Here is a 13,618-nt window from a genome sequence, read left to right on the forward strand (position 1 = left end):
GGCCGGAGATCACAGTCGGAATGTGTACGGGTATGACCAACATGGAACCCGGGAGCGGCGCGGCGGGGCTTGCCGAGGCGCGGCGTGTGGTGGTCAAGGTCGGCAGCGCCGTCATCGCGCCGGGAGGGGTGCTCGACACGGCCCGTGTCGCGGCGCTGGCGGCCCAGTTGGCGCTCGCGGCGCGGAGCGGGCGCGATGTCGTCGTCGTGTCGTCCGGCGCGGTCGCGAGCGGGTTTCGCGCGCTGGGGCTGGACGCCATGCCCCGGAGCATCATTCGCAAGCAGGCGGCGGCGGCGGTCGGGCAGCCGCTGCTCATGCGGGCGTGGGATGATGCGCTCGGCACGCACGCGGTGCGGAGCGCGCAGGTGCTGCTGACGGCGGACGACCTGGACCATCGCGAGCGCCACCTGAACGCGCGCCGGACGCTGGACGTGCTGCTCGACGCGCGGGTGGTTCCGATCATCAACGAGAACGACTCGGTGAGTTTCGAGGAGATCAAGGTGGGGGACAACGACCGCCTCGCGGCGCTGGTGGCGGCGCTGGTGGGGGCGGACGCGCTCGTCATGCTCTCGGTCGCGCCGGGGTTGTGCGTGCAGGGCGATCCGGCGCGGGTGATCGCGACGGTGGACGACATCGCGGCGGCCCGGGCGCACGTGCAGACGGGGACGTCCGGGGTGGGCACCGGCGGCATGGGGACGAAGCTGGACGCGGCGGAGATCGCCACCGAGTGCGGCGCGCGCGTGGTCATCGCGCCCGGCGCGCTGCCGGACGTGCTCACGCGCCTGCTCGCGGGCGAGGCGATCGGGACGGCGTTCGTGCCCAGCGGGCTGGCCCGCCGGGCCCGCGACCGCTGGCTCGGGCGGGCCACGCGGGTGCGGGGCACGCTCGTGGTGGACGACGGATGCCGCGACGCGGTGGTCGATCGGCACGCGAGCATCCTGCCGATCGGCGTGCGGGGGGTGGAGGGCGTGTTCGAGGCGGGGGCGGCGGTGGCGATCCGCACGCAGGGCGGCGAGTTGATCGCGCGCGGGTTGAGCGCGTACTCGTCGGACGATGCGCGCCGGCTCGTCGGCGTGCGGAGCGATCAGATCGAGTCGGTGCTCGGGTACTGCTATCGCGAGGAGATCGTCCATCGCGACGATCTGGTGCTCGTACGGGGCAAGAAGGGGACGACATGAGCGCGATCCGTGACGCGGCGGAGCGGGCGAAAGCGGCGTCGGCGTGGCTGCCCACGCTCGACGACGCGACGCGGTCGGGCGTGTTGCGGGGCGTGGCCGAGTGCGTCGAGGCCGCGGCGCCGCTGATCTGCATGATGAACGGCAAGGACGTGCTCGAGGCGCGTGCCGCGGGCGTGGCCGAGGCCAAGCTGGCGCGTCTTGCGCTCACGCCCGAGGCGATCGCGCGGTGCGCGGAGGGGCTGCGGCGGGTCGCGGACATGCCCGACCCCGTGGGGCGCGTGACCGAGCGGCGCACGCTGGCGAACGGGCTGCGCGTGCGGCGCGAGCGCACGCCCCTGGGCGTGGTGGCGTTCATCTACGAGTCTCGCCCGCTGGTCACGCTCGACGCGTTCGCGCTGTGCTTCAAGAGCGCGAACGCCTGCATCCTGAAGGGCGGTCGCGAGGCGGGGGAATCGAACACGGCGCTGATGAAGTTCATCCACGCGGTGCTGGACGGCTACGGCCTGCCGCACGACGCGTGCGCCGTGCTCGCGCGTGCGACGCGCGAAGACGTCGGCGAGCTGGTGTCGCTGGAGGGGCTGGTCGATGTTGCGATCCCGCGCGGGGGCCCCGAGCTGATCGAGTTCGTCCGTCGGGCGGCGCGCGTGCCCGTGCTGGCGCACGCGCGGGGCGTGTGCCACGTGTACGTGGACGGTGCGGCGGACCTCGAGATGGCCGAGCGCGTGTGCCTGAACGCGAAGACGAGTGCGCCCGCGACGTGCAACGCGGCGGAGTGCGTGCTGGTGCACGAGGGCGTCGCGCCCGCGTTCGTGCCGCGCCTGGCGAGCGCGATGATGGCGGCGGGCGTGGAGGTGCGGGGGTGTGCGCGGACGTGCGCGCTCGCGCCGGGGTGCGTCGCGGCGGGGCCCGAGGACTTCGGGCGCGAGCACCTGGGCCTGGTGCTGAGCGTGCGCGTCGTCGCGGACGTGGACGATGCGATCGAGCACATCCGCACGCACGGGAGCGATCACACCGAGGCGGTCATCACGCGCGACGAGCGTGTGTCGGCGTGGTTCACGTCGCGGGTGCGATCGTCGTGCGTGCTGGTGAACGCGAGCACGCGGTTCAACGACGGGTTCGAGTTGGGCCTGGGGGCCGAGATCGGCATCAGCACGTCGCGCATCCACGCGTACGGGCCGATGGGGCTCGAGGAACTCACTGCGCAGCGGTGGATCGTGGAGGGCGACGGACAGGTGCGGTGAGCGCGGGCTCACCGGACGCGTGGGGCGGGGATCGCGGGCCGCGTGCGGGCCGTTCGCCCGCCCGCGGGGGCGTGCGTCTTACTTGCGGGGTTTGCCCTTGGAGCCCGAACGCGAGATCTGGCTGGTGACGGTGTTGCCGTCGCGCTTCCAGGAGGTCGAGGATGAGGCCTCGCCGCCCCGCGGCCCGCTGGCGCGGACCTCGCGCTGCACGCCGCCCGATTCGGACCTGGTGAAGACGGCGGAGCGCGACGCCTGTTCGCCGTTGGGGCCGACGGCGGTGGTGGACTTGGTGACGGCTCCCTCGCTCTTGACAACCTGGGTGGAGGCGGACCCCTGCGTGCCGTTGGGGAAGGTGAACTTGCGATCGGTGGTGCGGCTGTTGCCGGAGCGGGAGGACGACGAGTTGATGGTGGTGCTCTTGCCGTTGGGGCCGGTGACGACGTTCTGACCGGTGACGGTGGAGCCGGACTTCGTCCACGAGCCGCTGGCGGAGGAGGTCTTGCCATTGAAGCCCGTGCGCGATGCCTCGCGCGTGAGCGTGTCGCCATCCTTGACGCGCGTGGCGGAACTGGTGGCGGACTTCCCGTTGGGCCCGGTGGTCGTCGTGCTGCGAACGGTGGTGTCGCCGTCCCTGACGACGCTGGTGACGCTCGAGGCGGTCGTGCCGTTGGGCAGGACGGTGGTGGAGGTCTTGGTGACGGTGTTGCCGTCCTTGGTGTAGGTGCTTGTGGTGGTCGAGGTCTTCTCGGACGACTGGGCGGGGGGCGTGCTTTCCTGGGCCGAGGCGAGGCCGGCGCAGGCGAGCATGCCGGCGATGGTGAGGCGGATGATCGAGTGGTTCATGGGTGAGGGCTCCGGTCGGACACTGTGCGATTCCACGCGAAGGGTGGCCAGCAGCACAACGACGTTCGGCGGCGGATGTTGCCGCGGGCGCGCGGGTGAGTGCGCGCGGGCGCGGGCGGCGCGGGGTCGGCGGGTCGTGCGAGGTCCTGAAACCGCGTAAACTGGTTCCGGAAGAGTCTCGGTTGCGCAACCGGAGGGCCGCCATGAGCATCTGGGATCGGCTGAAGAAGGAACTGATTGACATCGTCGAGTTTCTCGACGATTCCAATAACACGCTCTGCTACCGGTTCGAGCGGTTTCAGAACGAGATCAAGAACGGGGCGAAGCTGATCGTCCGGGAGGGGCAGCAGGCGGTCTTCGTGAACGAGGGGAAGATCGCGGACGTGCTGGGCCCGGGGACGTACACGCTGGACACGAAGAACGTGCCGATCCTGGCGACGCTGCTGGGGTGGAAGTACGGCTTCGAGAGCCCGTTCAAGGCCGAGGTGTACTTTGTCTCGACGCGTCTGTTCACGGACATGAAGTGGGGGACGATGAACCCCGTGATGGTGCGCGACCCGGAGTTCGGGCCGGTGCGTCTGCGGGCGTTCGGCACGTACGCGATCCGCGTGAAGGACGCGGGCACGTTCATCCGCAACGTGGTGGGGACGGACAACCGGTTCACGACGGAGGAGATCACCGGGCAGTTGCGGAACCTGATCGTGAGCCACTTCGGCGACGCGCTGGGGCAGGCGAAGATCCCGATGCTCGACCTGGCGGGGAACTTCCGGACGCTGGGCGGGCGGATCGCGGGGGTGATGCAGCCGGAGTTCGACACGCTGGGGGTCGAGCTGTCGACGATGCTGATCGAGAACATCAGCCTGCCGCCGGAGGTGGAGCAGGCGCTCGACAAGCGCTCGAGCATGAGCGTGATCGGGGACGTGAACCAGTACGCGAAGTTCCAGGCGGCGGACGCGCTGCGCGACGCGGCGAAGAACCCGGGCGCGGCGGGGACGATCCTGGGCCTGGGCGTCGGGCAGGTGCTCGCCGGGCAGATGGGGCAGGTCGCGGGCGGGGCGGCGCAGGCGGGCCCGCAGCAGATCGCGGCGGCGCCGCCGCCCTTGCCGACGCCCGTGGCGTTCTTGGTGGGCATCAACAACCAGCAGCAGGGCCCGTTCGACACCGGCGCGCTGACGGCGATGGCGAAGGACGGGCGGCTGACGCGCGAGACGCTGGTGTGGAAGCAGGGGATGGCGTCGTGGATGAAGGCGGGCGAGGTGCCGGATCTGGCGGCGTTGTTCGCGACGATGCCCCCGCCGCTGCCGTGAGGGATGCACACCACGGAGAGCCACCGAGGGCACGGAGGTACGACGGTGCGGGCCGGGTGGGGGGGCGACGGGGCGTGGCGCTTGTACACGAGGACATCACGGGTGACATTCTCGCGTGTGCGATCGAGGTGCATCACGTTCTGGGCCCGGGGCTGCTGGAGTCCTCGTACGAGGCGTGCCTTGCCTGGGAGCTCGCGGGCAAACGCCTCCGGGTCTGCCGGCGGGTGGCGCTCCCGGTACCGTACAAGCACCAGCGGCTCGATCGCGGCTACCGAGTCGATCTGATTGTGGATGAGTCCGTGATTGTGGAACTCAAGGCGATGGGATCACACGCCGTGTGCTCTCGTGGTCTGCATGTGTCGTCCTCTGGCACCCGTGGCACTGCGTGGTGAACACTTGAGCGAAGCCGCCACAAACTCGTTGCGAGCGTTCCCGTGCCGCCAGTGCGGGGCGAAGGTGGAGTTCGCGCCGGGGACGTCGAGCCTGCGGTGCCCGTACTGCGAGGCGGAGAACGAGATCCCGGACGAAGGCGCGGTGGTGGCGGAGGAGGACTTCTTCGCGACGCTGGCGTCGCTGGAGGAGGCGGCGGCGCACGAGGACGTGCGCGTGCTGCGGTGCCAGGGGTGCGGGGCCGAGACGAGCGTCGCGGGGACGACGACGAGCCTGTCGTGCGCGTTCTGCGGCTCGAACATCGTGTCGCAGATGGAGAGCCAGTCGCGGGTGCGCCCGATGGGGGTGCTCCCGTTCGGGGTGGCGCGGGAGGCGGCGGTCGGCGCGTTCCGCACGTGGATCTCGTCGCGGTGGTTCGCGCCCAACGCGCTCAAGCGGCAGAGCCTGATCGACGAGCAGTTGAGCGGGGTGTACCTCCCGTGCTGGACGTTTGATACGAAGGCGACGACGGAGTACCGCGGGCAGCGGGGGGACGCGTACTACGTGACGGTGGGGAGCGGGAACAACCGGCGGACGGAGCGGCGGATGCGCTGGACGTCGGCGAGCGGGCGGGTGCGGAACCACTTCGACGACCTGCTGGTGCTGGCGAGCCGCTCGCTGCCGGAGCGACTGACGCACTCGCTGGAGCCGTGGGACACGAAGGCGGTGAAGCCGTACGCGGACGAGTACCTGGCGGGGTTCCGCGCGGAGTGCTACACGATCGACCTGAAGAGCGGGTGGGGGCTGGCGCTGCGCCTGATGGAGCCGGCGATCGACGGGACGATCCGCGCGGACATCGGGGGCGATTCGCAGCGGATCTCGTGGAAGCACACGACGCACCGCGAAACGACGTTCAAGTACGTGCTGCTGCCGGTGTGGGTGTCGGCCTATCGGTACAAGGGCAAGGTGTACCGGTTCCTGGTGAACGCGCGGACGGGCGAGGTGCAGGGCGACCGCCCGTACTCGGCGTGGAAGATCGCGCTGGCGATCATCGCGGGGCTGCTGATCCTGGGCGCGATCGCGTTCTTTGTGCTGGGCTCGCGGTAGGCGGCGGTGCCGGGGCGACGGGGGCCTCGCCGGGCGCGGGGTCGTGCGGCGCGCCCAGCTCGAGGCGGCCCAGGCGTCGGAGCGCGGGGAAGGCGGCGGCGATGGCGCCGACGACCACGAGCGTGCCGATGCCCCCGCTGACGACCGAGACGACGGGCCCGAAAAACTTGGCGACCAGCCCGCTCTCGAAGGCGCCGATCTCGTTGCTGCTCTCGATGAAGACGGAGTTGACCGAGGAGACGCGCCCGCGCAGGTGGTTCGGCGTGCGCACCTGCACGAGGATGTGGCGGATGACCACGGAGATGTTGTCGAGGGCGCCGGCGACGGCGAGGGCGCCCAGGGCGACGGGGAAGGCGAGCACTTTGGGGAACTCGCCGCAGAACCCGAAGAGGATGGTGCATGCGCCGAAGCCGGCGACGGAGAGAAAGAGCGCGCGTCCGGACTTGGTGAAGGGCGGGCGGTGCGCGAGGACGAGCGCCATGACGAACGCGCCGACGTACGGGGCGGCCCGGAGCATTCCCAGGCCCTCGGGCCCGACGCGGAGGATGTCCTTGGCGTAGACGGGCATGAGGGCGGTGGCCCCGCCGAGCAGGACGGCGAAAAGGTCCAGGGTGATGGTGCCCAGGATCGTCTTCTCGCGCCAGACGTGCCCGGCGCCGGCGGTCATGGAGCGGAGCGAGAACCGTCCGGGCGAGGCGTCGTCGCCGATTGGGCGGATGTTCGAGGCGAAGACGGCGAAGAGAAAGCAGCCCGCGGCGGAGCAGGCGTAGACGGGCCACGCCTCGCCCGCGCGCGCGAGCATCAGCCCGGCGAGGACGGGCCCGACGGTGGCGGACAACTGGAAGATCCCGCTGTTCCAGGTGACGGCGTTGGAGAAGTCCGTCGGGCGGACGATGAGGGGCAGCAGGCTGGCGCGGGAAGGCCCGTTGAACGATCGGGCCGCGCCCACCAGGACGAGCATCGCGTAGATCGTCCAGAGGCGGAGCGACTTGTCCTCGATGGTGCCGGAGGCGAAGGCGAGGATGGCGATCGCAACGCCCATGGCGGCCTGCGTGGCGACGAGGACGCGCCGGCGGGACAGGTGATCGATGATGTGCCCGGCGGGCAGTGCGAGCAGGATGACGGGCAGCGCGCGGGCGAGGCCAGCGAGGCCGAGGTAGAAGGGATCGTGCGTGAGCTCGTAGATCTCCCAGCCCAGGGCGGTGGCGTGCATCTGCAGGCCGCACGAGGAGAGGAGGAACCCGCCCGCGAAGAAGCGGTAGTTCGTGGAGGCGAGCGCGGCGTAGGGGCTGAGGCGCGCTGGGGGGCGCTCGGGGTGGGGCGGTGGGTCGTCGGGCATGCCGTGCTCGTCGGGAGCGTAGAGGAGATGGCGCCGCGAGCAGAATCCGTCGCGTGAACCGGGCGAACCCGGGAGCGTGGGCGAACTGCCAACCAAAGTGTGCCGGTCGTGCGGGCGCGAGTTCTCGTGGCGGAAGAAGTGGGAGCGGGACTGGGAATCCGTGCGGTACTGCTCGGATCGCTGTCGCAGGCGGGGCGCGCCGTCCGTGGACGAGCGATTGGAGCACGCGATCCGGATGCTGCTGTGCGGGCGTCCGAGGGGGGCGACGATCTGTCCGAGCGAGGCGGCCCGTGCGGTGTGCCCCGACGGCTGGCGCGAACTGATGGAGCCGGCCCGCATGGCCGCCCGACGTCTGGAGGCGCAGCGCGAGGTCGAGATCACGCAGGGCGGGCGCGTGGTGGACCCATCAAAGTCCCGGGGCCCAATCCGTGTGCGGCTGGTGCGCGCGGTGGGGCTCGCTCAGGCGGCGGGGGGAAACGACCCGCGCGCGAAGCCGCATTCGGGGCATTGCGGGCTGTCGAGATCGCGCAGGTCGTAGCGGCAACACCCGCAGCGCCCACGCGTGAGCACGAGGTGCTCGTGCGCGCGGGCGCGTGCGGCCCAGGCGCCCATCGCCGCCGAGACGATCGCGAGCCACACGCCCAGGCCCCATGTGAGCGGGTGAAAGCCCCACACGCCCAGGGCGTAGATGGCGGCGCCTCCGATGGCGGGGGCGAGGAGCACGAGGCGCGAGCGGGTGCCGACCCACAGCACAGGGCCGGTGAGCATGGCGGGAACTATCGCGATCTCGTGCAGCGAGGCCCCGGGGGCGATGAAGGCGACGGGCCCGGCGATCTGCACGACGATGCCCCAGCCGAGCATGAGCAGCCACCCGGCCTCGTGATCGGCGCTCCTGCCGGCGAAGGACATCCACACGCCGCACGTGCCGCAGAAGAGGAGCGCGAGGAAGATGAGGTTGGCGGAAGGCCCGAGCAGCGTGCCCAGCGCGAGGGCCGCCCCGGCGGCGGCGGTGAGCACCAGCCACAGCGCGGTCGCGTTCCGCGCGAGGCGGGGGGAAGCACGAGGCGCGGGCGCCCGGCCGAGGATCACGGGTCAGGCCTCCACGTGCCAGCGATCGGCGTTGCGCACCACGCGTCGGTAGAGCGTGTCGCGCTCGACCGGGATGAAGCCGGCCTCGCGGATGGCCTTCTGGAGCGCCCAGACGTCGACTTCCTGGTGCGTGGAGGCGCCGCCGACGTGGGTGATGTCGTACCACACGACGGTGCCGTCGAGGTCGTCGGCGCCGCTCTCGAGCATCAACTGGGCCATCGGCAGGGTCTGCATGATCCAGAATGCCTTGACGTGCGGGAAGTTGTCGAGCATCAGCCGGGCGATGGCGAGCGTGCGGTAGTTCTCGAGCCCGCCGGGGCCGGGGAGGTGCTCGAGATCGCAGCCATCGGGGAAGAAGGGCAGCGGGATGATGGTCTGGAAGTAGCCGGGCGCGGGAGCGGGATTCGGCGTTGCGCGGTGCGCATCCCGGGCGGCGAAGACCACCTTCTCGGGAAGTGGCGTGCCGGGCTTCGTCAGCGTGATGGGCTCTGATTCCGGCGCACTCTGCCACTCGGCCACTGTGCCACTCTGCCACTTTCGTAGTCGCCCGAGCGCTTCGTCCTGGGCGGTGCGGAGCATGTCCATGTGCACGAGGCGTTCGCGCCGGCTCTCGATGTGCCCGTAAAGAATGGTGGCGTTGGTGTTGAGGCCGATCTCGTGCGCGACGCGGTGCACGTCGAGCCAGACGTCGCTGCGGATCTTGCCCTTGTACGCCTCGTCGTGGACGCGGTCGTCGAAGACCTCGGCCCCGCCGCCGGGCAGCGAGCCGAGCCCGGCCTGCTTCAGGTGCTCGAGCACCCAGCGGATGCCGTCGAGGCGCGCCTGGCGCCCGGCGTCGCTGAAGTCGGTGGCGCCCTTGTAGACCTTGGCGATCTTGGCCAGGTGCACGATCTCGACGGCGGTGAAGGCCTTGACGTGCAGGTCGCTGCCGAGGCGGGCGGCCTCGTCGCGGATGGTGGAGATGAGGTCGGTGTAGTACGAGAACGGGAGGTACGGGTGCAGCCCGCCGACGGAGTGGATCTCGGTGGCGCCTGCCTCGACCGCCTTGCGCGCTTCCGCGCGGACGTAGTCCATGTCGCGGGTGTACGCGCCGGCGTCGTCCTTCTTGCGGTAGAACTCGCAGAACTTGCACGAGAGCGCACAGACGTTCGAGTAGTTCAGGTGGCGGTTGACGTTGTAATGCGCGTTCGTCCCGTGCAGGCGTCGCCGGACGATGTCGGCGAGCGCGAGCACGCTGTGCAGGTCGGGCGTGGTGTAGAGCAGGTCGCCGTCGGCGAGGGAGAGACGCTCGCCCCGCAGGACCTTGTCGCGGACGGGGTCGAGGCGGGCATCGGACCGCGACCGGCGGTCGGGGCGTGCGGCGCTCGAGAACGGCGGCGGGACGAGGGCGGACATCGGGTGACTGTAGGCGTGGGGCGAGTTTTCAACCACAACTGAAATCTTCGAAAATACATGCCGGCGGGGGGTGGGCCGGTGGGGCCAGGGCGGCGCAGGCGGCGCGGGCGCTGCGGGCGTCGCGTCCGGGCGGCGGATTGCCGCATTCGCTGCGGGCCCGGGGTCGGGGGGTCGATCCAGCACATCGCATGGCGCGCGTGGAAGGGGCGGGTGTGAGGAGCGGTACGTGGCGGCGAACCCTCGCCGGGACGCTCATCGTGCAGGCGGCCATCCTGGGGATCGCGTGGGCCGGCACCGTGCTATTCGTGCGGGCGCAGGGATCCCGGGCGCTGTCCCGGACCATTCTCGACAAGAACGTGGAGACGGCCCAGTCGCTCGCGGCGGCGATGGCGGGGTTGGGACAGGGCGAACTCGAGTACGGGTCGGAGCGGTGGTCGCAGGTGCAGGACATGATCGAGCACCTCGACCTGCCGGCGGGGGGGTTCGCGTGCCTGATCGGGCCGGACGGCAGGGTGCTGTGCCATCCGGAGATCCGAACGGACCAGTCGCTGCGGGAGCTGAATCTCGGGGCCGAGATGCTCCGGATGGGCAACGGGCGGACGGTGGCGTTGGCGGAGGTGTCCAAGCCGTACGCGGTGCCCGGGCAGGTGCGGTTCTCGGTCGACGGCGTGCACTACGTGGCGGCGCAGCACATTCCGGCGATGAACGCGAGACTGCTGGTGCATCAGCCCGAGAGCGGGCTGGCGAGCGTGTCGCAGGCCGCGATGAGCGGGGTGGGCACGCTGGGGCTGGCGACGGGCGTGTTCGTGCTCGGGCTGACGGGAGTGGCGGTGTACCGGCAGGTGCGGCGGCACGACCGGGCGATGGACGAGGTGCGGCGCGGGCTGGAGCATGAAGTGCACGTGCGGATCGGGGAGACGCTCAACGCGCGCAACACGCTGATCTTCGGGCTGGCGAAGCTGGCGGACTGTCGCGACACGGACACGGGGCGGCATCTGGAGCGGATCGCCGACTACTGCGCGCTCCTGGCAGGCGCGATGCGGGGGTCGTACCCCGAGATCGACGACGCGTGGGCGGAGGACCTGCGGGTGGCGTCGTCGCTGCACGACATCGGGAAGGTGGGGATCTGCGACGAGGTGCTGCTGAAGCCCGGCGCGCTGACGCCGGAGGAGCGGACGCGGATGCAGCGTCACACGGTGATCGGCGCGGACACGCTGATCGCCATCCGCGGGAAGCTGGGTCGGGATGCGCTGGTCGAGATGGCGGTGTCGGTGGCGTACTCGCACCACGAGCGGTGGGACGGGGCGGGGTATCCGGCGGGGCTGAAGGGGACGGAGATCCCGCTGGCGGCGCGGATCGTGGCGCTGGCGGACGTGTACGACGCGTTGACGTCCGCGCGGGTGTATAAGGCGGCGATGCCGCACGAGAAGGCGGCGCGGATCATCCGGGAGGGAGCCGGGACGCAGTTCGACCCGAAGGTGGTGGAAGCGTTCGACAAGGTGGAGGCGCAGTTCGCGAGCATCTGCGAGCGTTCGCTGCGGGATTCCCAGGCGGCGGCGGAGAGCGCCCCTCGGCTGGCGGCGTAGGCTGCAAAATCGGCAGTCGAACGGGGGCGGGGTGCTGCGGCCCGGGCGGTTTCGTCGGGGCGGCGGACGCGTCGTCGGGACGGCGCTGGCATCGGGATTGCACTACGCTGGAGCAGCCGCGCGGGTCGCAGCACCATCCGCGGCGGGAAGGAAGGCACGCAATGTCCAAGATCATCGGCATCGACCTGGGCACCACGAACTCGTGCGTGGCGGTGATGGAGGGCGGTTCGCCCAAGGTTCTGACGAACAGCACGGGCAACCGGATCACGCCGTCGGTGGTGGGGTTCACGGACAAGGGCGAGCGTCTGGTGGGGCAACTGGCGAAGCACCAGCAGGTGACGAACCCGCGGAACACCGTGTTCTCGATCAAGCGGTTCATGGGTCGTCGGCGCGCGGAGGTGTCGTCGGGCGGGGCCGGGGGGTACGGGAAAGCGGGCAACGAAGAGGCGAAGGTGCCGTACGCGCTCACGGGTGGCGCGGACGAGTTTGTGAAGGTGAAGGTGAACCAGGGCGAGTTCACGCCGCAGCAGATTTCGGCGTTCATCCTGCAGGATCTCAAGAAGACGGCGGAGGACTATCTGGGCGAGAAGGTGGAGCGCGCGGTGATCACGGTGCCGGCGTACTTCAACGACGCGCAGCGCCAGGCGACGAAGGACGCGGGCGAGATCGCGGGGCTGAAGGTCGAGCGGATCATCAACGAGCCGACGGCGGCGGCGCTGGCGTACGGGCTTGACAAGCGCAAGAACCAGAAGATCGCGGTCTTCGACCTGGGCGGGGGCACGTTCGACGTGTCGATCCTGGACATCGGTGACGGGGTGTTCGAGGTGCTGAGCACCAACGGCGACACGCACCTGGGGGGCGACGACTGGGACCAGGTGGTGATTGATTACCTGGCGGAGGAGTTCCGCAAGAAGGAGGGCATCGACATCCGCAAGGACGCGATGGCCCTGCAGCGCCTGAAGGAGGCGGCGGAGAAGTCGAAGATCGAGCTCTCGACGATGCAGGAGACGACGGTCAACCTGCCGTTCATCACGGCGGACCAGAACGGGCCCAAGCACCTGCAGGTGAGCCTGACGCGGAGCAAGTTCGAGTCGCTGACGGACACGCTGTTCCAGCGGCTGAAGGAGCCCTGCCTGAACGCGCTCAAGGACGCGAAGCTGAGCACCGACAAGATCGACGAGGTGGTGCTGGTGGGCGGCTCCACGCGCATGCCCAAGGCGCAGGCCATCGCGAAGGAGATCTTCGGCAAGGAGCCCAACAAGAGCGTGAACCCGGACGAGGTGGTCGCGATCGGGGCGGCCATCCAGGGCGGCGTGCTGATGGGCGACGTCAAGGACATCCTGCTGCTGGACGTGACGCCCCTGTCGCTGGGCGTGGAGACGCTGGGCGGGGTCATGACGCGGCTGATCGAGCGGAACACCACGGTGCCGACGAGCAAGAAGGAGGTCTTCTCGACGGCGGCGGACAACCAGACGAGCGTGACGATCAAGGTGTACCAGGGCGAGCGTGAGATCGCGCAGCACAACCGGCTGCTGGGGCAGTTCGATCTCGAGGGCATCGCGCCCGCGCCGCGGGGCCTGCCGCAGATCGAGGTGGAGTTCGCGATCGACGCCAACGGGATCCTGACGGTCGTCGCGACCGACAAGGGGACCGGGAAGAAGGCGGACATCAAGATCACGAACAGCGGCGGGCTGTCGAAGGACGAGATCGACCGCATGAAGCGCGACGCGGAGGCGCACGCGGCGGAGGACAAGGCGCGCCGGGAGATGATCGACGCCAAGAACAAGGCCGACGCGATGCTGATCCAGACGCGCAAGGCGCTGGAGGAGCACGGCGGGAAGGTGTCGCAGGAGGTGCGCGGGAAGATCGAGAGCGCGATGTCGAACCTCGAGAGCAAGATCAAGGGGGACGACAAGAACGCGCTGGACATCGCTGTGAAGGAACTCGAGAACGCCAGCATGGAGCTGGGCAAGGTGATCTACGAGGCCGAGGCGGCGAAGAACGCGGGCGGCGCGTCGGGCGGGGCACCGTCCGGCGGCGGCGCGGGGGGCGCGGCGGGCGGCAAGGACGACGTCATCGACGCGGACTTCAAGGTGAAGGACGAGAACAACAAGTAAGCCGCGCGGCATGATCGCAGTGCGAAGGCCCCCGGCATCGGGGGCCT

Annotated in this window: 12 protein-coding genes; 8 read left to right on the forward strand and 4 right to left on the reverse strand. The window is 70.3% G+C overall.

Features of this window, described 5'->3' with window-relative positions:
- The first annotated feature begins 32 nt into the window (after nt 1–32).
- Together proB and SFY69_05835 are read left to right on the forward strand one after the other, a co-directional pair.
- Nucleotides 33–1,178, forward strand: coding sequence for a glutamate 5-kinase (proB, locus tag SFY69_05830; protein ID MDX2131551.1), 1,146 nt, complete (start codon nt 33–35; stop codon nt 1,176–1,178).
- A complete protein-coding gene (locus tag SFY69_05835) occupies nt 1,175–2,419 on the forward strand; it encodes a glutamate-5-semialdehyde dehydrogenase (GenBank protein ID MDX2131552.1) in 1,245 nt (414 codons plus the stop codon). The genes proB and SFY69_05835 overlap by 4 nt, the downstream gene beginning before the upstream one ends.
- A 78-nt stretch (nt 2,420–2,497) precedes the next feature.
- Here the strand turns inward: SFY69_05835 and SFY69_05840 are convergent, their stop codons facing one another.
- Nucleotides 2,498–3,262, reverse strand: a complete 765-nt coding sequence (locus tag SFY69_05840; protein MDX2131553.1) for a hypothetical protein — start codon at nt 3,260–3,262, stop codon at nt 2,498–2,500.
- Nucleotides 3,263–3,465: 203 nt separating this feature from the next.
- On the opposite strand from SFY69_05840, the gene SFY69_05845 reads away from it, so the two are divergent.
- The 3 genes from SFY69_05845 to SFY69_05855 all read left to right on the forward strand — a co-directional run bounded on the left by SFY69_05845 (nt 3,466) and on the right by SFY69_05855 (nt 6,045).
- On the forward strand, nt 3,466–4,569 hold the full coding sequence (locus tag SFY69_05845) for an SPFH domain-containing protein (protein MDX2131554.1): 1,104 nt from the start codon (nt 3,466–3,468) through the stop codon (nt 4,567–4,569).
- Between the two features lie 74 nt (nt 4,570–4,643).
- A complete protein-coding gene (locus SFY69_05850) occupies nt 4,644–4,961 on the forward strand; it encodes a GxxExxY protein (GenBank protein ID MDX2131555.1) in 318 nt (105 codons plus the stop codon).
- Nucleotides 4,962–4,965: 4 nt separating this feature from the next.
- Nucleotides 4,966–6,045, forward strand: coding sequence for a hypothetical protein (locus SFY69_05855; GenBank protein MDX2131556.1), 1,080 nt, complete (start codon nt 4,966–4,968; stop codon nt 6,043–6,045).
- Here the strand turns inward: SFY69_05855 and SFY69_05860 are convergent.
- Nucleotides 5,987–7,384, reverse strand: a complete 1,398-nt coding sequence (locus tag SFY69_05860) for an MFS transporter (protein MDX2131557.1) — start codon at nt 7,382–7,384, stop codon at nt 5,987–5,989. The genes SFY69_05855 and SFY69_05860 overlap by 59 nt on opposite strands.
- A 76-nt stretch (nt 7,385–7,460) precedes the next feature.
- On the opposite strand from SFY69_05860, the gene SFY69_05865 reads away from it, so the two are divergent.
- Nucleotides 7,461–7,922 carry a DUF2256 and DUF3253 domain-containing protein gene (locus SFY69_05865; GenBank protein ID MDX2131558.1) on the forward strand — a complete coding sequence of 154 codons (462 nt, stop codon included), beginning with the start codon at nt 7,461–7,463 and terminating at the stop codon, nt 7,920–7,922.
- Here the strand turns inward: SFY69_05865 and SFY69_05870 are convergent.
- Both SFY69_05870 and SFY69_05875 read right to left on the reverse strand, forming a co-directional pair.
- On the reverse strand, nt 7,844–8,473 hold the full coding sequence (locus SFY69_05870; GenBank protein ID MDX2131559.1) for a hypothetical protein: 630 nt from the start codon (nt 8,471–8,473) through the stop codon (nt 7,844–7,846). The two genes, SFY69_05865 and SFY69_05870, sit on opposite strands and share 79 nt — an antisense overlap.
- A gap of 3 nt (nt 8,474–8,476) precedes the next feature.
- Entirely contained in the window at nt 8,477–9,868 is a 1,392-nt protein-coding gene (locus SFY69_05875; protein MDX2131560.1) for a radical SAM protein, read from the reverse strand.
- 212 nt (nt 9,869–10,080) lie between these two features.
- Here SFY69_05875 and SFY69_05880 point away from each other — a divergent pair, with 212 nt between their 5' ends.
- Nucleotides 10,081–11,454, forward strand: a complete 1,374-nt coding sequence (locus tag SFY69_05880; protein ID MDX2131561.1) for an HD domain-containing phosphohydrolase — start codon at nt 10,081–10,083, stop codon at nt 11,452–11,454.
- A 161-nt stretch (nt 11,455–11,615) separates the two neighbouring features.
- A complete protein-coding gene (gene dnaK, locus SFY69_05885) occupies nt 11,616–13,571 on the forward strand; it encodes a molecular chaperone DnaK (protein MDX2131562.1) in 1,956 nt (651 codons plus the stop codon).
- Nucleotides 13,572–13,618 lie beyond the last annotated feature (47 nt).

The organism is Planctomycetota bacterium, from assembly GCA_033763975.1.
GTDB lineage: Bacteria > Planctomycetota > Phycisphaerae > Phycisphaerales > UBA1924 > RI-211.